Source organism: Microbulbifer sp. JSM ZJ756, assembly GCF_044383805.1.
Classification (GTDB): Bacteria; Pseudomonadota; Gammaproteobacteria; order Pseudomonadales; family Cellvibrionaceae; genus Microbulbifer; species Microbulbifer zhoushanensis.
The window spans coordinates 349,723-367,395 of the sequence record NZ_JBISER010000003.1 but is presented as its reverse complement, the minus strand read 5'-3'; the positions used below and the strand labels follow the sequence as shown (position 1 = coordinate 367,395).

Sequence of the window (17,673 nt, the reverse complement as noted above, 5' to 3'; positions counted from 1 at the left end):
GAAGCGCGTCCGCTGAATCGTTAGGATTCCACCGCCCGCCGCTCCGGTGCGGTGGGCAATAACAAGAATGGATAACCCCGGGCCGTCCCCGGGTCAAAGGCACTGAATGAGCAGCGAAAAAATCAACCGGCGACAACAGATCCTGCAGGCACTGGCACATATGCTCGAGGCCAGCCCCGGCGCCCGCATTACCACCGCGGCCCTGGCCAAGGAAGTGGGCTTCTCGGAAGCAGCGCTCTACCGGCACTTCCCCAGCAAGTCCAAGATGTTCGAGGGCCTGATCGAGTTTATCGAGGAGACGATTTTCAGCCGCGTCTCCATGATCCTGCAGGAAGAACCATCGGCACCCCTGCGCTGCCAGAAGATCCTCCACCGGCTGCTGGCCTTCTGCGAGCGCAACCCGGGCATTACCCGCCTGCTCACCGGCGATGCGCTGACCGGGGAGACCGAGCGCCTGCACGGACGCATCCTGCAGTTTTTCGACCGACTCGAGACCCAGCTCAAGCAGGTTCTCCGCGACGCCGAGCTGCGCGAGCAGTTGCGCCCGGCGATCCCGCTGGGCGGTGCCGCCAACCTGTTGATGGCCAGCGCCGAAGGTCGCATCGTCCAGTATGTGCGCAGCGGTTTCCGCCGCCGGCCCACCGAGTACTGGGCCGAGCAGTGGCCCGTGCTCATTGCGGGATTCTTCCGCGAACCGGTACCTGTCGCGCACGCCTGAGCGCGGGCTCCTCATCCTGATAGACAACCAGAACCGGCTGAAAGTTCGGGCCCGGCCGGGCCCGATGGGAAAACAGGGGGGGACAGGCCACAGTGCGGACTGCGGCCGGGCCGGCTACTTGCCGGCAATCTCGGTATAGCGCCCCGCCGCGCGGTCAAACTCGGCGTTGATGCGCTTTTCCTCTTTGCGTCGCAGGGCCATCCGCTCCTCAAGCACCTCGATCTCGGTACGCAGGTCCTCAATGCGCTGCAGGCGCTCGGGACGCACTTCACCGCCATTGCGCTGGATCCGCGCCGCCTCGTCTTCCTCGCGCTCGATCTGCGAACCGAGACTGGCAATATTGGAGCGCATGATTGCCATATCCTGTTGCACGATTGCCAGCTTGCGATCGCGGGCGCTCTCGATATCCGCCACACTGCTGTAGCGCTTGAGCAATTCGCGATCGGTCTTTTCCCGCTCCAGGCGGCGCTTCTTCTCTGCCAGGGCGGCACCGGTCAGTTCCGGGGGCACCTCCTTCAGGACCCGGCCGGAGGGTGTAATTATCTCGTAGCCCCCCGCCACATAGCGCGGTGGCACCAGGTCGTCGATCACCTGTACCCCATTTTCATCGGTGTAGCGGTAAAGTACCTGGCCATCCTGCTTGGCGATGGCAAGTGCCGGCAGGGCCAACACCACCAGGAGTGGCCATACTGTGGAGATTTTCATCGAATCACTCTTTCCGTCCCGGCCTGCGGCGGCAACCGCAGTTATCCCGCCACGCCGTAGCGCTGCCGGTATTCGATTATTTTTTGTACGGTTTCGCTGTCCTGCGATTCCTCACTAAGGTAGCTGATTATATCGTCCAGTTGCACGATGCTGATCACAGGTACACTGTAATCACGCTCTACTTGCTGAATCGCCGACAGCTCCGTATCCTCCCCGGCCCGCTCCTGGCGGTTGAGGCCGATGACCACGCCGGCCGCCTCGGCGTTGTGCCCGTCGATGATATCCATCACTTCGCGCACGGCGGTGCCGGCGGTAATAACGTCATCGATAATGAGGACCTTGCCTTCCAGGGGCGCACCCACTAAGGTTCCGCCCTCGCCGTGGGCCTTGGCTTCCTTGCGGTTGTAACAGAAGGGCTTGTCCACGCCTTTCTGCGCCAGGGCGACAGCGGTTACCGCCCCCAGTGGTATACCCTTGTATGCCGGCCCGAAGATGACATCGAACTCCACTCCCGACGCCAGAATGGCCTCGGCATAGGCATGTCCCAGTGCGGCCAGGGCGGCACCGGAGTGGAATCGGCCGGCGTTGAAAAAGTAGGGACTGCGACGCCCGGACTTGAGGGTGAAGTCGCCAAAGCACAGCACCTGGTGGTCCAGGGCCAGTTGGATAAAGTCGCGCTGATACTGCTGCATGAAAAATTGCTAACTATTGGCTAAGGTGAAGGGAGATCTACCCGCAGCCCTGCGGGAGACATGTCAAATAATGCTAGTTAATACAGTGTACTGCCTCATACTGAAAGGCGCTATCCGGGCCGTGGCTGCCGCGCGCGGGGAGTGCTCGTATAATCATACGCCGCGATGCCTCTGTATGAATCCGAACACTAGTCCGCTGGTAAGGGGCTAAAACAATGCGAATAGTAAGTCTGTCGGTAGACGGCGTGCATCAGGCGGCACAGCGCGGCCTGTACGATTGGTTGGCGGACCAGGACGCAGACATCATCTGCCTGCAGGACCTCCGCTCCCTGGAACCGGAGTTGGATCACCCGATCTTCCATCCGGATGGCTATTACAGCTACTTCTTCGACTCCGGCACCCCGCATGAGAATGGCGTGGCGATTTACACCCGCAGCCAGCCCAAGGCGATCATCTTCGGCATGGGATTCGCCAATGGCGAGGATATGTACGGCCGCTACCTGCAGGCCGATTTCGAGCGACTCAGCGTCGGTTCACTGCTGGCGCCACAGGCGGCCGCCGGGGACGAGGCCTCGCTGGAAAAGAAGGTGCAGTTCTTCGACGACATGCAGGCCCACCTGACCAAGATCAGCCGCAAGCGCCGCGATTTCATCTTCTGCGGCAACTGGGGCATTGCCCACCGCCGCGCCGATGTACAGAACTGGCAGGACCACCAGGATACACCGGGGTTCATGCGCCACGAACAGCGCTGGCTGGACCAGCTGTTCAACGATATCGGCTATATCGACGCCTTCCGCAAGGTGGTGAAGGATGCCGACGAGTTCACCTGGTGGCCCAGCGGCACAGTGGGCGAGGGTGATGGCTGGCGCACCGATATGCAGGTGACTTCACATGGCCTGCGCAATCGCATCGAGTACGGTGCCATCAACAAGAACGTGGAATTTTCCAGTCACCTGCCGGTGATCATGGATTACGAGCTGGAAGTATGACGCAGCGGCGGCGGGCCGCGCCCGCCGCCATGATTGTCACTCGGCCAGGGCCTTCTTCTGCAGGCTCACCAGCTCGTCGATACCCGCCTTGCCCAGCGCCAGCATCTTCGCGAACTGTGCCTCGGTGAAGGGCGCACCCTCGGCAGTGCCCTGAACCTCGATCATGCCGCCGTCCTCGGCCATTACCAGGTTCATGTCGGTATCCGCCTGGCTGTCCTCCGGGTAGTCCAGGTCCAGCACCGGCTCACCCTCGTAGATGCCCACGGACACCGCCGCCACCATATTCTTCAGCGGGTCGACACTAATGATTTTCTCCCGCTGCATATAACGCAGCGCGTCCACCAGTGCCACGCAGGCACCGGTAATGGAGGCCGTGCGGGTGCCCCCATCGGCCTGGATTACGTCGCAGTCGACAGTGATCTGGTGTTCACCCAACAGGCCCAGGTCCACGGCTGCCCGCAGGGAGCGACCGATCAACCGCTGGATTTCCACGGTGCGGCCACTCTGCTTCCCGCGCGCGGCCTCGCGACCCATGCGGGAACCGGTGGAGCGGGGCAACATGCCGTATTCAGCAGTGATCCATCCACTGCCCTGGCCGCGCAGGAAGCGCGGCACATCGCTCTCCACGGAGGCATTGCACAGCACCTTGGTATCGCCGAACTCCACCATCACCGAGCCCTCGGCGTGGCGGGTGTAGTTGCGCGTTATCTTCACTGCGCGCATATGTTCCGGCTGGCGGCCGCTGGGACGTTGCATAAATTCACCTCGCGTTTGCATCCAAAGCTTTTCATTATACGCGCATTCAGCGGTGCCGCGGGGCCATCCGGTAGCGCCTGTCGCTATGCTATGATGCCGGACCATTTTTCTGTTTGCGGGAGAGACCATGGCCCAGAAACCAGTTCGCAGTATGACCGCCTTCGGACGCGCAGAGGCACCCTATGCCACCGGAACGGCCGTCTGGGAGCTGCGCTCGGTCAATCACCGCTATCTGGAGCCACACTTTCGCCTGCCCGAGGCCGGCAGGCCACTGGAACCCAAGCTGCGCGAGGCCCTGCGCAAGCAGCTGAGCCGCGGCAAGGTGGAGCTTTCCCTGACCCTCAAGCCCAGCGATCTCGCCAGCACCGGCCTGGAGATCAACCAGCCGTTGGTGGAAGCGCTGAAACAGGCTGCGCGCCAGGTGGCTCCCGGACTCGACACCATGCCCCTGGACCCCCTGCGCATCCTGCAGTGGCCCGGCGTGATTGCCGAGCAGGATATCGACCGGGAAGAGCAGGCAACGGCCGTGATGGCGGCATTCCGCGAGGCCATCGACCAGCTGATCGCCAATCGCGAGCGCGAGGGGACAGAACTGCGCAGTTTTATCGAAGCCCGGCTCGAGGGCATTGAACAGCAGGTGGAGTCGGTGCGCCAGCTGCTGCCACAGATTCTCGAATCCCAGCGGGAAAAACTGCGCACCCGCCTGGAAGAGCTGCTCAACGAACTGGACCAGGATCGCATCGAGCAGGAAATCGCGCTGCTGGCACAGAAAGCGGACGTGGATGAGGAGCTGGACCGGCTCGAGGCCCACGTCAAGGAAACCCGCCGGGTGCTCGCCGGCGGTGGCGCGATCGGCCGGCGACTGGACTTCCTGATGCAGGAGTTCAACCGCGAGGCCAACACACTCTCTTCAAAGTCTGTCGTCACCGATACTACCCAGGCTGCGGTGGAGCTCAAGGTGCTGATCGAACAGATGCGCGAGCAGGTGCAAAACATCGAGTGATGTCTTGGGGCATTCTGGCCAATCTAAGTGAAAGCGCCTGATGCCCCGTCTTTCATGACTTCCAGACCAATTTCCCTCTAGACTAAGCTAACGCCAACTGGCGATAATCCAGCCTCATCTAAGCATAAGGTTGTACCAAAGCTTGTACCAAGTATTCTATCTTTGGTTTTGGTACAACTATTGGGCACTAGGCAAGGATCGCCATGGGAGCACTCAACGACGTGGATCTTCGGCGCTGGAAAGCGCAAGGGACCTACACGGAAGGCAAATCAGACCAACAGAACGGTCTGTACTGGGTCTTCCGTAAAACCTTCAAGAATCCCAAGTGGCGGCTGCGCTATAACTTTCGAGGTGCAGCCCGCACCATGTGGCTGGGTGATTACCCCAGCATGACTCTCGCGGAGGCCCGTAAGGAAGCCAAACGCCTGCGCGCTCGCGTCACCCTTGGCCATGACGTTGCCCAGGAAAAGCAAGAACGCATCCAGGAAAGCCGCGCCAAGACTGAGGCCGATCGTCTGGCAATGACCTTCAGCCAGCTCGCCGACGACTGGTACGACCGCAATATCTGGCAGCGCCACCTCAAGGGCAACTACAAACATCCCCAACCCGTTCGCCGGCAAATCGACCAGCGGCTGCTGCCATTTATCGGTCACCTCAAGGTCGAAGACATAAAACCCCACCATATCGACACTATTCTCACCAATACAGCCAAGGATGCCCCGACTGTCGCCAACCGATTGTCCGGCATACTCAAGGCAATTTTCGACCACGCCATCAAGCGCCACATTGTCGATTCCAATCCCGCGCAACCGTTTGGTATCGAGGATGCTGGCGGCAAGCGCAGTGCTAGAAGTCGCTGGCTGACTAAAGCGGAGCTGACTCAATTTTTTCAGGCTATGCATCGGACGGACAGCCTGGGCAGACAAAACGAGCTAGCCATCAAGCTATTGATCCTACTGGGCGCTCGGAAAATGGAGCTCCTAACCGCACGCTGGGAGCATATCGACCTGGATGAAGGAATTTGGCTTTTACAAGCGGGCAACAAATCCAAGCGAAGTATTGCCATCCCCTTACCTGAGCTAGCGGTTGAGTGGCTTACGGAGTTGAAGCGCTACGCTGGCCGAAGTGGCTGGGTATTCCCCGCCCGCAAGATGCAGCAAAAAGGTACCCCCCACATTTCCTCAGACACCCTCAACCGGGCACTGGACCGGATTAAAGCCAACCTGCCGGATATGGAGCACTTCACCATCCACGACCTGCGAAGAACCACCCGCACTCATCTTGCTGAGCTCGGAATCAAGCGGGATGTAGCAGAGATGTGCCTTAACCACGTGATAAAAGGCGTCGAGGGTGTCTACAACCAGTACACCTATTTCAATGAACGAAAATTAGCCTTCGCAAAATGGGCTCAAGTACTAAATAAACTAGAACCATTCGTATGATTAATATCACCGAGATAGATGTGGTACCGCTCAAGGATATAGCCATGAATTTCCCTAGTGTTGATTTTAGATCTTTATTGAAATCGGCTATTTCGGGAGATGTATCGCTATATATGTTCATAGAGCCAGGGGAGATCTTAGACAGGCATCCACAATTCGGCGACTGGTTACATGCCACCCTGAACTTACCTGACATAAACGGATACGTATCGAATACAACATTGAGTGTATGGCCCCTAACCGATGACTTTCGGTATGGCCCCGCAATAATACAAATTGACCCCATTAACGCTCGCAGTATCGCGAAAGACCTGCACTATCATTTAACCATGCAAGGTTTTGAACAATGTTGCGCAACAACTATTGACACAAGCGTCATCCAACTCTTGGACTCTGACGGGCTGCCAGTGATTCGAGCATGTAGCCCTACTGATAATACTGGCCGACCATTTACCAAAAATGAAATTGAGTCTGCTATTCAATATTCAAACTTCGCCGAGCCCACCAGGCGCCAGGCAGTCGATCAATACGTAATCCGTAAAGAAGGCTCAATAATTGCTGGCAACCTAGCAGTATCTGAAAAATGCATTCTTTCGTTTATACAGGCGAGTAAAACAGCAACACCGGGATTCAAGTCAGGCATCCCAGAACACTGGGGAGAAGGCCTTCGCATGCTGGTAATGGCAGCTAATCAATTTTGGGATCCTGACGAAGTCGCCCCAGGTAGAGAAGAAACGTACCCCTACAATGTTGATGTAGTTAAATATTTCGAAGATCTCGGCTACAAAGATCGGATTGCTAAAGAGTTCGCTAAGTGCATTCGCCCTGACTGGGCCACAGCAAGGCGGAAGAAGAAAGCTGAATAAGAGTGACACCGGAATGAGCTAGGTCTTCCCTGGCTTTCGAGAAAAGTGACACATTTTATGGGTCACAGTGACCCCCAAAAATCTGTTCTTTCTTTCGATTCTGGCACATAGAGTACATATCAGCCCCAGCTAATTACCCACAGGAGTGCTGATACGTGCAACAAGATGAATACCTCTCCCAACCCATTAACCCAGATGCCATGTACCGAGCGCCGGCGTGTGCCCGATTGTTTTCTTGCGGCTTGTCGACCTGGTGGCACTGGGCAAAGACTGGGAAAGTGCAACGTGGACTGCGAATTGGTCCCAAAATGACCGTTTGGCCTGGTGAGTATCTTTTGGAACTACGGGCAAAACTTATCGAAGAAGCCGAATCTCTGGGGCACTGAACGTGTGCCCTCAAGATTCCGCAGACATTCATGTTACAGATCCTAGCCCTGTGACTCCGCTGCCCAAACCATCGCTGGTGGCACACTTGCTCCATCGCGGCGATCGAATGGAAGTGGCTTGCGGTCGCCTCATGATTACTCCGTCGTCAGGCCAGCCGGTCCCTGGAAACTGGCTTAATCGACACTTTGAGCAGCTGGTGTCAGAGATTGCCCATCAACTGGGAGAAACGCTTTACGTCTTTGAAAGCTACAGCACTGGCCGCTTCAATAAGGGACGTCTTCATGGTGTACAGCTACAGTTCACCTGTGCGCTCACGGGAGAAAGCCGCTTCGTCATCTTCAATGCGGAGATTGAGCGGCAGCGTGAAACCAAGCACGGACGCCCGGGATCAATACTTCCCAACAACCAATTCAAAGCAGGCAAGAAAAGTGCCTTTGCCAAGTTTTGGCGAAATGCACGACTCCCCGAGCCGCAGCGTAAGGGCTGGTATAGCAATCTAATGGGTAAGCTCAAAGGCTTGATCTTTACCGGCGCTGTGCTGAAGGGGGAGAAGCTAAACAAGCAGACTTTGCAGACGCTAAATTTAGCTCATGGTGATCTTCTGGAACGGTTTGGGCTCACCAAACCAAACAGATCTCAAGCAACCCCTGAACAGCACCCGAACAACCCCCAAACAGTTTTCTCAAACACCAGGTTGCCTGAAACCCACATACAGCGGTGTGTTCAGCTTGATGGAACTGCGGGTGCTCCGAACCGCGGTAATGGGGTAACCAGCGAGTGCGGTAATCATGGGGAGAATACCTCCCCTTATGAGCAGACTCTTAAGCAATGGTTGGCAGAATATAGCCATGGTGACCGGACAACAGCGAAGCTCAACACCAAGCTGTCAGAAAGCAAGGAGTCTACATTTTGATCAGATGGAATTTTTCGGCTGTAGCCCTTGCGTTGTGCACCATCTCAGCCGCATACACGGTCCTATTTTGCGTAACGTTTGCAGATACCCCGTTTTTGGTAGGTGTTAATGCGGCTACCGGACTTGCTCTCGAGCTAATGAAATTCTCACTGTTTCCGGCGGCACTGGTCCTTTGGGTGCGCAGGCGATACTTCATTGCCCTGGCATGCTACGTTCTAGGCTCAACGCTTGTTGCCATTTCCTTAGCCGCATCATGGGCCTATTTTTCGGAGGCTGAAGATACTAAGTCTTCTCTGCAGCTGAGCCAGAGCACGAGCTTCAAAATTTGGCAGGACCAAGTCTCAGCCGTCAGCAAGCAGATTTCCTTGTTACAGCAGTCCGCCTCAAAAGACCTCGAGAATGGCTATCGGGCCCGCGCCAATAGCACTTTGGCGAAACTACGGGACGAGGAACGGCTTCGTTCCAAGCTTATTGCTGAACAACCTGAAAGCACGGTATCCAGCGCGCCGCCAATCACATTAAACTTGACCCAAGCCACCCTAGCGGCACTCATAGAGCTTTGCGCCATTGCAGCATTGATGCTTTCTCGCCTTCTAAATGACCATCAATCAGCCGATATTAGACTCAGCGCCAATATCGCGTCTAAATCAGCAAAGAGGCAACCGATAGCTGACGCGGACAAAAAACTTTATAAAACTTTATCTGCAACGAGTAGTTAACCAGCCGCTCAATTGGTTCTTAGTATGCAGCTGCCTCCTGGCTCTAGACATAAAACCCACAATTATTGTGGGTTTCTCTCCTTTCTACGGTACAAAACAGCACATCTTTAATGACTGTTGTCAATGGCCATCTATTTTGACCCACCCTTGGCCAATAAAATTGACCCACCCGGTGCGGTTTAAGCGGTGGTTTTCTGCTTCAGTCGATAGCTTTCTCCTCCCAGCATGAAGATGTGTGAGTGGTGGATGATCCGGTCGATGATCGGTACCGCCACATTGTCGTCGTGGAAGAACTCACCCCAAGCGGTGAAGTCCTTGTTGGTGGTCAGGATAATCGAGCGGTACTCGTACAGGCTGTTGATCAGCTGGAACAAGTTGTAGCGAGCCTGACGGGTCATGGGCAGGTAGCCCAGTTCATCGATGATGATGACATCGCACTTCGCCAGTTGGCTGAGGCGCTTTTTTAGTTCGCCTTTCATCTCTGCTAACTCCAGCTCTTCGATCAGCGCCAGCGCGGTGCGGAACAGGATCTTGTAGCCGGCCTGGACCGCTTTCTGGCCGATGCCAATGGCCAGGTGGGTCTTGCCCACGCCGGGTGGGCCGATAAACACGAGGTTCTGGCGCTGGTCGATAAAGCCGAAGTCCAGCAGGGCGTTCACCTGGCGCTTGGTGATGGTAGTCTGGTGGCGATAGTCGAAGCTCTCCAGCGGCTTTTCCGCCGGGAACTGGGCCTGTTTCAGGTGGCGCTCGATGCGGGTGCAGGTGCGCACGCTGATTTCGTGGTCGACAAGACGCTGGGCGAAGTCCAGGTAGGACAGCTCCTGCTGCTCCGCTTCCGCAAGCAGGTCTGGCAGGCCGCTGGCGGCCGCGGTCAGGCGCAGGGACCGGTACTGCGCGGTGGTGCGCTCAAGCAGGCTCATGGGTCACCTCCTGTCCGCTGGGGCGGCCAAGTTGGGCGTAGGCGCTCAGGCCCGCCGGCGCCAGTTGGCTGCCGCTGCCGGGGTGGTAGTCCGGGGTTGTGTCCCGCCCGCGCACTCGCGCCTGCTGCCAGGCCTCCAGGTGCTGGCGCAGCTGGCGGGCGGTGAGCCGGGGTTTTGTAGCAGTTCGTTCAGGCGATCCGGGTCGATCGGCACATGGGCTTTCAGCAGGTCGCGGGCGCCTGCCAGCTGATCTTTGTAGATCCGCGGCGAGGTCTCTTTGAGTCGCCGGCATAGTACCGTGGCTTGATCTGCGGGCAGCAGGTCACCGATAGCGTTTTCCAGATCGGCGATGCGCTGGGCCGGGTCTCGGTAGTGGTTGTTGTTCTTGATGATGCGGCCTTTTTCCCTGCAGAGGGTGTGGCGGGCGATCTCGTCGCCGGTTTCCAGGTCGTGGATGTGCAGTGCATCCGCCTGCTCATGGACGCCCACCTGGGCCTGTTGCCAGGGCATGGGTACGGAGTATTTGTTGGCTTTCCAGGAGATCAGCCCGGTTTTGTCGGCCCGCCGTGTGTCGGTGGCCGGACGCTGGTACAGCAGCCTCTCCGGCACCAGGTAGGGGCGCAGTTGGGCCTGCTCGACGATGTCGAAGTGTTCCCGGGGTATGCGGCCGGTGGTGCCGTGTACGCGGGCGTTGGCGACGCTCTCGAGCCAGTCGTGCAGGTGTGCGCGCACGGCGGTTTCATCGGCGAAGCGCTCGCCGTAGAGGGCGTCCTGCTTGACGTATTTGACCCCGGCTTCCACCTTGCCCTTGCTCTCGGGGTCGTAGCCAACGCAGGCATGGATGCGGTAACCGGCGCTGGTGGCGTATTGGTGGAAGCGCTGGTTCAGGTTCAGCTCGCGGTACTGCTCGTCGATCACCACCAGCTTGGTCTGATCGTAGACGCACTCCTCGGTGACGCCGCCGAAGTAGCGGAAGGCATCGTCGTGCAGCTGAGTGAAGGTCTCGGTGTCCAGCGGCTGGAACGACACGCCCACGTACATCAGGCGCGAGCAGGACAGTACAAACACCACGAAGTGCAGTGTGCGCTCCTGATCGCCGACCCAGACGCCGCGCAGCTCCCCGGGGTCTACCTGGCACTGCACGCCGGGTACCGCGTCGAGCACCGGCTCATAGTAGCGCCACTGCCCGGCGGCCACCTCCTGCTTCAGCCCCTGTACGTAGCGGCGGAGGCTGCGCTCGGATGCGGGCAGTTCGCCCACCTTGTCGCGCAGGCGCCGCGCCAGTTTGACCGAGCTGAGCTTGGTGTAGGCCTTGAGCTGGTGGATGAGGAAATCACGGTGCTCGTCCAGCCGTTTGGTGCGGGACGGATCGGCTTGGGCCGCATCGACGGCGGCCTCATCCATGGCCAGGTACTTGCGTACGGTATTGCGGGAGATGCCCAGTTCCCGGGCGATGGCTCGGATTGAGAGGCCCTGGCCGTTGTCGTACAGGCCTTTGATTTTGTGTATCACAACCCACTCCTTCAATGATCTGTCCCCTGCCTGTTTTTTAGGCGGGGAGGGTTACAGAGTTTGGTGGCCGGGGCCACCTGAGGTGGGTCAAAATTATTGGCCAGAGGTGGGTCAGTTTAGATGGCCATTAACAACTGTGGTCTGGGCGGTGGGATATTCAGCGGCATGCACAGGAGAGAGTGGGCTGTGTCGAAGGTCGGACCATTGTGCGCGGCAACGCCTATACTCGCTGCCCACAGTACCGGAATGCAAACCACACTCTCTCCGGCCGGGCGGAGAGAGCATGTGAGAATGAGAGTATTAGAGCCGTGGCAGGCCGAAGCTCAGATCCAAAAGAAACTGGTTTCGGGTGTAGCTCTCCTCAGCAAGGTTGGAATCGTTGTCGGTATATTGGTACCTGAAGCCTAAATCCCAGTTGGCCGTCAGTCGATAGCTCGCACCAATAGTTGTACGTAACCGCTCATCCTCACGCGGCACTGTCACAATGGAACCATAATCGCTGCTGCGCCAGTCTAGGTCCAGGTAACCCTGTAGGACACTCCAGCTGTTTTTGTACCGCAATGCAAGGCCGTGGCGATCCGGCGAATAGCTACGCAGCGGACTATCGTTGCGGTCATTAGTCTCGTATTGATAGCGCCCGCGCAATTCTCCGAAGTCGGTCGGCACTTTGTATTCGAAGCGCAGCCGGTGACGGGCACCCGCGGTAGCTTCGAACAAAGGATCTGAAGTATCAAACTCGGTGAAGCGATAGCTGGTGGTAAAAGCATTTTTGCCAAAATAGCGGCGCGCCTTAAACTTTAGATCGTGGCCCTCCTGATAGTCGCTACCCATAAGGCTGGACTGGAAAATATTCACCGAGGGAAGAAGGTACCAGTCGGCAACGCGCAGCGGGTAGTCCATCCCGACTTTGCCGATGCCAAAGTCCTGAGAATCTATATCTGCATAATTAATATCGAACAGAGAAGCGTAAACTCTAGCAGAGTCAGCGAAACCAAAACGAGCGCTAAAGTAGCTCTGGGTGTAACTGTCAGCCTGCTGACTGGGAGCATCTGCGGCCACCAAAGTGACGTTATCATCATAGCCGCCGGCGACATTTGCGTAGACATCCCACTCTAGGTTGCGACTCCAACGATCGCTTGAGCCACGCTCATTACTAGCGCGCTTCTTGCCTAGCCTCTGGCCGGCCAGATAAGCGACTTTGCGATTTTCACTCCCGCGAGCGGCACGAAATGCCTTCTCAGCCTTACGCTGGTCTCCGAGAGCATCCCAGCAAAGGCCGATGTTTAGCTTGGCGGGTGCCTCTAGATCGGTGCCCTGCACCTTCTTGAAATTGGCGATAGCCTGGCGGTACATCTTGAGCTTGTAATGAGTCACGCCCAGGTTGTAAAAGAGCTGTGGCTCACGGTTACCGAGCTCCTGAGCCGTCTCTAGATGCATTAGCGCTGTTTCAAAGTTACCCCGCTTGAACTGCTCAATACCTGATTCCAGTTGTCTTGTACCGGGTTCAGTCGCTGACACAGTTCCCGTCAATAGCAGTCCGGCTAGCGCGCTAAGCAATCGATGCTTGCCCAAAGTCCCGTGCCCTGTAGATATGTCTTTCGCATGTTTTGATTTTCCGGCTGGACGAGCAGTTTGATAAATTTTCATTAGCATTGTTACCCCGCTAAATCGACAAAACCGCCCCGGACACTAGCCAGGGGCGGCAGTCGAAATTTGCCGACTCGATTAATTAGTCGTCACTTTCTTCCTGATCGTCTAGAGCATCTTCTTCGGCGTCTTCGAGATCCTCCAGGGCGTCTTCCTGGGCGTCCTCAAGTTCCTCCTGAGTATCCTCAAGCTGGTCCTCAATATCCTCGAGGTGGTCTTCCATGTCGTCATGGTCATCCAGCTCATCTAGGTCATCATGATCCTCGTCTTCGTACTCGTCTTCTTCCTCGTGCTCATCTTCGTATTCTTCCTCGTCGTCTTCGTCTTCATCTTCGCCTTGGTCGTCGTCCTCGAACTCCTCTTCGTACTCGAATTCGACTTCGATGCTATTGAGGAGCTCATCCGCGTCCGCCGACTCGACTACATCCATCGTTACCTGAGCCAGCTCAATGAGCTCTTCTGCGTCAGGAATGTCATCGGCGTGCCCCATGGCAGATACCAGCAAGAAGCTTGCACAACAAGTGGCAACTTTCAGAGAGGCAAACGAAGGAGTTTTCTTGGTCATAGTGTTGTTCCTTTTTATGGTTGATTTCAGTTTTTTGGAGCTTACCTACTTAGGTCGATGAGCTTGTACTCAGGCGGAGTTCAAAAACTTGCTCCCATTTAGCGGTTCGAATACGCGCTGTCATTAGGTCATCGACTTCACCGTCCGCAACGACTGGCAGGCGCAACAAATTCTTGCCCTGCTTCAGATTCGCATTCCAGCTCACCTGCTGACGCTCAGGATGACCAGCAAACTTAACCTGGGCCGGAAGCTCAATGAAGAATGTCGCCCCATCCACTTCTTCTTCACTGGTGAATACCAGCTGAAGATTCTTTTCTTCAAGCAATACCAGTTCCACTGTGGGTACCTTACTGCTTGGATCCGGCACCACGGCTACCAGCAGTATCGCCAGCATGAATCCAGCGGCCAGTCCCGGGGCTATCCAGCGCCTTCTGCCAGCGGGTTTGGCCTTCCGCTCACGCACTGGCTGCCACACTCGCTCATAAAGGCCCCGGTCTACGGACGGAGCATTCAGGTTAGCGAGCTGCGACTGCAGTGTCCGGGCCTGGTCTCTCAACTTTCTGCAGCGTCCGCAATCAGCGATGTGCGCGTCGATCACCATCGTTAGCTCGGCATCCATTAGGCCGTCGAGATAGTGATCAAGAAAATCATCAAATAATTTACAGTTCATGGTTCGCCAACCTCCGACTGGTTACACGATCTTTGGGAACAGAGAGTTCCATCTCAAGTAGCTGTTCCCGCAGGTTTTGCCGCGCCCGATGTAGGCGCGACTTCAGCGTACCCAAGGCAATATCCAACTGGCGTGCAATCTCTGGCAGCGAGTGGCCCTCGATATCGTGCATAACTACTATGCTGCGATGCTCGACATTGAGCTTCATTAATGCACTGCGCAGGCGGCGACAGTCTTGCGCGCTGCTAGCTTGCGCTAACGGGTCTGGCTGGTCACAGGGAGGAAGCCGCTCGCCGGTTTCGGTCAGTTGCTCGATCGAGTGAAGCTCTGGCTGTCTGACTTCACGCCTCCAGCCATCCACATACAGGTTGTACAGGGCGCGCATGGCCCAGGACTTCACATCGCGGATTTCCGCTAGGCGCGGGCTATCTTCGTAAAGTTTCAGCAACAGATCCTGCAAAAGCTCTTCGGCATCACTGCGCGATTGGGTCAAGTGGTAAGCGCGTCGAAAGAGACTGTCGGTATGAGGCCCAAGCAATGACTCGAATTGCTCAGGTTGCTTGGCCGGAAAACTAAATAGGGTCATTTCATTTGTCTAATTTTTAATCACGCTTACTGGCTGCAGAAAATATTTCCCACTTAGGCAGTTACACGCAAAAGCACCGCGAGGGGTTCCATTTTTTAAGGGATGATTTACGGCGATCAACTCTTGGCCTCTCTGATCAACTATTGAGCATATCGTAGATGGAAGAGTCTGCCGTGAATGAGAGGGAAGGGCTTCGACTACTGAGCGAAAACGAAGTTCATGCTCCTAATGAGGGCCTTACCCGGGAAAATGGCTCGCGGTTCCCAACCATTGGGGAGTTCCCGAGAGCCTTCTTCCTGAAGCTTTCTTGACAGCCTGCAAGCCCCAGGCGCTCAATTTCTAAGCAGCCCGACTCTCAATTCATGAATTACACAACTATTGGTGGGAAATCGCAGTAAAACCAGGGGCATGCACTGAGGTATGTGACTGAAAAGGTCGGGTTGGCGGATCTTCGCAGCTTCACTCGCGTATTTAAACATTGGAACGCACTGACTCCGGTTGCATTCCGAAGGGAAGGGAAGGGAAGGCTTAACATACTATCCGGAAGTAGTTGACACTACCAAGATTCTCGGTCACTTCTTGGACTCAACACTAGGCGGGACCCTCTGACTCCTCACAGAACTCTGTACCAAGACTTGTACCACAAAGTTACATGCATTCTAGTCAGGCACCGTATTATATTATGTAAGTCATCTAAGTCTACGTTTAGGTGCAGAATATCGAATAACCCGCAGTTTTCGCCTGCCGGCCCTCACTGCGCCAGGCCAAGCGTGTCTTGGCTGTTATCCCCCTGAGGCGGCAGGACGCCGCCACAGACCTTCCGATTTAAACGATATTTTTTTGGTAGCGAGAACAAAACGGAAAAATATTGCGCACTGTTTCCCAAAAAGAAAAATTAACCTGCTTATAACTGTATCCAGCAAAAAAACCTGTCAGCATTGCTCCTCCCATTAAAGGAATAAATTGATTAAGGAGGATCGATGTTTCGATTAATGTTGCTGTCTGTCATGGCGCTGGTCACCGTCTCCAGCCGGGCTGACATGCCCGATTATCCCGATGACGGCGCCGGCGGCAGTAGCCCCACCTATCTCGGCTGCGGAGTATACGGCAGCAGTTCTTCCGGATTTCCCAAAATGATTTACGCCCAGCGTGTACGCTACTGTCGCTACGATGGGCCATTGTTTTGTAACGGCAAGACCCAGGGGGAGTTTGCCGAGTGGGAACACAATGGCGTCTCCACCGGCAAGCAAAAGCGCACCATCATCGCCACTTACAATGCGCCGCAGAAGTCATCGGTGGATACACTGATGTATTTTATTGGGGGACAGTATTTTGATGCTGAAACCCCGAAGGCGAGCGGCATTGGGCTCTGCGAGGACTGGGACAACCTGTTCGACCACAGCGACTTCAACCTGGCCAACAAGAACATCCCCATGCTGCCGGATTCGGTTCCCTACGAAATTGCCACCGATGGTTTTTTCGATATGGGACGTACGTTTATGGCAGTTGCCATGGACGCCCGCTTTAACTATGACTTTACCAGAGACAACCAGCACGAAATCCTGAACGCGCACTATCAGTGGCTGCGCAAGAAATTCTATCGTTCTGAAATGAAGTTCATCTACCTGGTCGGACACAGCCGCGGTGGCACCCTGGCGACCATGCTCGCCAGCAAGTTCAAGGACGAGATGCCCGAGGTACCTGTATTTGTACAGCTGTATGATCCGGTCGCGAATCCGGATTCTGCGCACCATGAACTCGGCACTGACAAATACAGTAAGATCACCAATCCAATTCCACGACAGATATCTTTACTGGGGCAGACGTACACAGTCCACGATTTCACTTATCGAACCGACCTTTTCAACGGTGTATTCAATACACCCCTGAAGCGTGATCGGTTGCTGATTCACAACCATGTCGCCGGACGACAGTTTATAAATGGGACGCTGGAGGACCTCAGCCACGAAGTGCGCGCGTTTGCCGAGCTGGACACGGGGACTGACAGCTCAGGCACGATCGGCAACTGGTATTACCAGAAATGGTATACGACCTCCCACAGCTGGATGGCCAACCTGCCCGACTACTATGGCAGCCGCTACCTGCAAGCGGCCAAGGATGCCTACGCAACGATGGTACCGGAAAGGGTGGCCTCAATGGCGCCCGAGGCGCGCTGTAATATGTCACCGCGCTGGGCCGAGGGAACACAGGTCACTGTTTCCTTTGACGGCAACGGATCAGAGAGCCGTAGCGGCACTGCACTGGATTACCGCTGGCAGCTCCCGAATGGCACCACCCGCTCCGGCATCGGGCCCCACTCGGCAACCTTCTACTCTGGTGGTGAGCAGCTCTCGTCCCATTCGGTTCGCCTTACCGTGACCGACGCTAACGGCAATACGGATACTGCCTCCTGTTCTGTCACACTCGAGGACCGTGACCAGAGCTGTGGCGACCCTTTCTGCAAACCCGCGATACAATAAACCGGCTGGACGGGAGCCCCAGGCTCCCGTCACCAGCGTGGACACTTTCAAAAATATTCGAACAGCGAATATCCATAATACTCCCACCCAATTCTTTTCCGAT

Annotated in this window: 16 protein-coding genes and 1 pseudogene; 8 read left to right on the top strand and 9 right to left on the bottom strand. The window is 56.2% G+C overall.

Annotation, left to right across the window (positions count from 1 at the left end; translation table 11 throughout):
• The first annotated feature begins 106 nt into the window (after positions 1-106).
• Positions 107-718, top strand: a complete 612-nt coding sequence (gene slmA / locus ACH6CX_RS07860; RefSeq protein WP_396675264.1) for a nucleoid occlusion factor SlmA — start codon at positions 107-109, stop codon at positions 716-718.
• A gap of 114 nt (positions 719-832) precedes the next feature.
• Here slmA and ACH6CX_RS07855 read toward each other — a convergent pair whose 3' ends face one another.
• A complete protein-coding gene (locus tag ACH6CX_RS07855) occupies positions 833-1,423 on the bottom strand; it encodes a hypothetical protein (RefSeq protein ID WP_232940213.1) in 591 nt (196 codons plus the stop codon).
• A gap of 41 nt (positions 1,424-1,464) precedes the next feature.
• Positions 1,465-2,115: an orotate phosphoribosyltransferase gene (gene pyrE, locus ACH6CX_RS07850; protein WP_232940215.1), complete on the bottom strand. Its 651-nt coding sequence runs from the start codon at positions 2,113-2,115 to the stop codon at positions 1,465-1,467.
• A gap of 215 nt (positions 2,116-2,330) precedes the next feature.
• Here pyrE and ACH6CX_RS07845 point away from each other — a divergent pair, with 215 nt between their 5' ends.
• Positions 2,331-3,104 carry an exodeoxyribonuclease III gene (locus tag ACH6CX_RS07845; RefSeq protein WP_232940217.1) on the top strand — a complete coding sequence of 258 codons (774 nt, stop codon included), beginning with the start codon at positions 2,331-2,333 and terminating at the stop codon, positions 3,102-3,104.
• A gap of 36 nt (positions 3,105-3,140) precedes the next feature.
• On the opposite strand, the gene rph is transcribed toward ACH6CX_RS07845, so the two are convergent.
• Complete coding sequence (gene rph / locus ACH6CX_RS07840) at positions 3,141-3,860, bottom strand: ribonuclease PH (protein ID WP_232940219.1); 720 nt, start codon at positions 3,858-3,860, stop codon at positions 3,141-3,143.
• Between the two features lie 127 nt (positions 3,861-3,987).
• On the opposite strand from rph, the gene ACH6CX_RS07835 reads away from it, so the two are divergent.
• The 5 genes from ACH6CX_RS07835 to ACH6CX_RS07815 all read left to right on the top strand — a co-directional run bounded on the left by ACH6CX_RS07835 (position 3,988) and on the right by ACH6CX_RS07815 (position 9,190).
• The gene (locus ACH6CX_RS07835) at positions 3,988-4,863 is read left to right on the top strand and encodes a YicC/YloC family endoribonuclease (RefSeq protein WP_232940221.1); all 876 of its coding nucleotides are present in this window, start codon (positions 3,988-3,990) and stop codon (positions 4,861-4,863) included.
• A gap of 203 nt (positions 4,864-5,066) precedes the next feature.
• Positions 5,067-6,305: a tyrosine-type recombinase/integrase gene (locus ACH6CX_RS07830; RefSeq protein WP_396675263.1), complete on the top strand. Its 1,239-nt coding sequence runs from the start codon at positions 5,067-5,069 to the stop codon at positions 6,303-6,305.
• The gene (locus ACH6CX_RS07825; RefSeq protein ID WP_396675262.1) at positions 6,302-7,171 is read left to right on the top strand and encodes a hypothetical protein; all 870 of its coding nucleotides are present in this window, start codon (positions 6,302-6,304) and stop codon (positions 7,169-7,171) included. Before ACH6CX_RS07830 ends, ACH6CX_RS07825 begins: the two co-directional genes overlap by 4 nt.
• Before the next feature lie 583 nt (positions 7,172-7,754).
• A complete protein-coding gene (locus tag ACH6CX_RS07820; protein WP_396675261.1) occupies positions 7,755-8,471 on the top strand; it encodes a hypothetical protein in 717 nt (238 codons plus the stop codon).
• Entirely contained in the window at positions 8,468-9,190 is a 723-nt protein-coding gene (locus ACH6CX_RS07815; RefSeq protein ID WP_396675260.1) for a hypothetical protein, read from the top strand. Before ACH6CX_RS07820 ends, ACH6CX_RS07815 begins: the two co-directional genes overlap by 4 nt.
• Before the next feature lie 179 nt (positions 9,191-9,369).
• Here the strand turns inward: ACH6CX_RS07815 and istB are convergent, their stop codons facing one another.
• From istB to ACH6CX_RS07785, 6 genes and pseudogenes are all read right to left on the bottom strand, one after another.
• Positions 9,370-10,110, bottom strand: coding sequence for an IS21-like element helper ATPase IstB (gene istB, locus ACH6CX_RS07810; RefSeq protein ID WP_396675259.1), 741 nt, complete (start codon positions 10,108-10,110; stop codon positions 9,370-9,372).
• Positions 10,097-11,622, bottom strand: a pseudogene (istA, locus tag ACH6CX_RS07805) (IS21 family transposase). The gene istB and the pseudogene istA overlap by 14 nt, the downstream one beginning before the upstream one ends.
• Positions 11,623-11,922: 300 nt before the next feature.
• Positions 11,923-13,269: an outer membrane beta-barrel protein gene (locus tag ACH6CX_RS07800; RefSeq protein WP_396675258.1), complete on the bottom strand. Its 1,347-nt coding sequence runs from the start codon at positions 13,267-13,269 to the stop codon at positions 11,923-11,925.
• 82 nt (positions 13,270-13,351) lie between these two features.
• A complete protein-coding gene (locus ACH6CX_RS07795; protein WP_396675257.1) occupies positions 13,352-13,834 on the bottom strand; it encodes a hypothetical protein in 483 nt (160 codons plus the stop codon).
• Between the two features lie 49 nt (positions 13,835-13,883).
• On the bottom strand, positions 13,884-14,504 hold the full coding sequence (locus ACH6CX_RS07790) for an anti-sigma factor family protein (RefSeq protein WP_396675256.1): 621 nt from the start codon (positions 14,502-14,504) through the stop codon (positions 13,884-13,886).
• Positions 14,494-15,090, bottom strand: a complete 597-nt coding sequence (locus tag ACH6CX_RS07785; protein WP_396675255.1) for an RNA polymerase sigma factor — start codon at positions 15,088-15,090, stop codon at positions 14,494-14,496. Before ACH6CX_RS07785 ends, ACH6CX_RS07790 begins: the two co-directional genes overlap by 11 nt.
• A gap of 980 nt (positions 15,091-16,070) precedes the next feature.
• On the opposite strand from ACH6CX_RS07785, the gene ACH6CX_RS07780 reads away from it, so the two are divergent.
• On the top strand, positions 16,071-17,570 hold the full coding sequence (locus tag ACH6CX_RS07780; RefSeq protein WP_396675254.1) for a PKD domain-containing protein: 1,500 nt from the start codon (positions 16,071-16,073) through the stop codon (positions 17,568-17,570).
• The last annotated feature ends 103 nt before the right edge of the window (positions 17,571-17,673 follow it).

What these genes read in the sequence shown, in the direction of transcription:
- pyrE (WP_232940215.1), bottom strand. Translation starts at nt 2,115, where the DNA reads ATGCAGCAGTATCAGCGCGACTTTATCCAACTGGCCCTGGACCACCAG.
- ACH6CX_RS07790 (WP_396675256.1), bottom strand. Translation starts at nt 14,504, where the DNA reads ATGAACTGTAAATTATTTGATGATTTTCTTGATCACTATCTCGACGGC.
- ACH6CX_RS07825 (WP_396675262.1), top strand. Translation starts at nt 6,302, where the DNA reads ATGATTAATATCACCGAGATAGATGTGGTACCGCTCAAGGATATAGCC.
- rph (WP_232940219.1), bottom strand. Translation starts at nt 3,860, where the DNA reads ATGCAACGTCCCAGCGGCCGCCAGCCGGAACATATGCGCGCAGTGAAG.
- slmA (WP_396675264.1), top strand. Translation starts at nt 107, where the DNA reads ATGAGCAGCGAAAAAATCAACCGGCGACAACAGATCCTGCAGGCACTG.
- ACH6CX_RS07855 (WP_232940213.1), bottom strand. Translation starts at nt 1,423, where the DNA reads ATGAAAATCTCCACAGTATGGCCACTCCTGGTGGTGTTGGCCCTGCCG.
- ACH6CX_RS07845 (WP_232940217.1), top strand. Translation starts at nt 2,331, where the DNA reads ATGCGAATAGTAAGTCTGTCGGTAGACGGCGTGCATCAGGCGGCACAG.
- ACH6CX_RS07800 (WP_396675258.1), bottom strand. Translation starts at nt 13,269, where the DNA reads ATGAAAATTTATCAAACTGCTCGTCCAGCCGGAAAATCAAAACATGCG.
- istB (WP_396675259.1), bottom strand. Translation starts at nt 10,110, where the DNA reads ATGAGCCTGCTTGAGCGCACCACCGCGCAGTACCGGTCCCTGCGCCTG.
- ACH6CX_RS07835 (WP_232940221.1), top strand. Translation starts at nt 3,988, where the DNA reads ATGGCCCAGAAACCAGTTCGCAGTATGACCGCCTTCGGACGCGCAGAG.
- ACH6CX_RS07795 (WP_396675257.1), bottom strand. Translation starts at nt 13,834, where the DNA reads ATGACCAAGAAAACTCCTTCGTTTGCCTCTCTGAAAGTTGCCACTTGT.
- ACH6CX_RS07785 (WP_396675255.1), bottom strand. Translation starts at nt 15,090, where the DNA reads ATGACCCTATTTAGTTTTCCGGCCAAGCAACCTGAGCAATTCGAGTCA.
- ACH6CX_RS07830 (WP_396675263.1), top strand. Translation starts at nt 5,067, where the DNA reads ATGGGAGCACTCAACGACGTGGATCTTCGGCGCTGGAAAGCGCAAGGG.
- ACH6CX_RS07780 (WP_396675254.1), top strand. Translation starts at nt 16,071, where the DNA reads ATGTTTCGATTAATGTTGCTGTCTGTCATGGCGCTGGTCACCGTCTCC.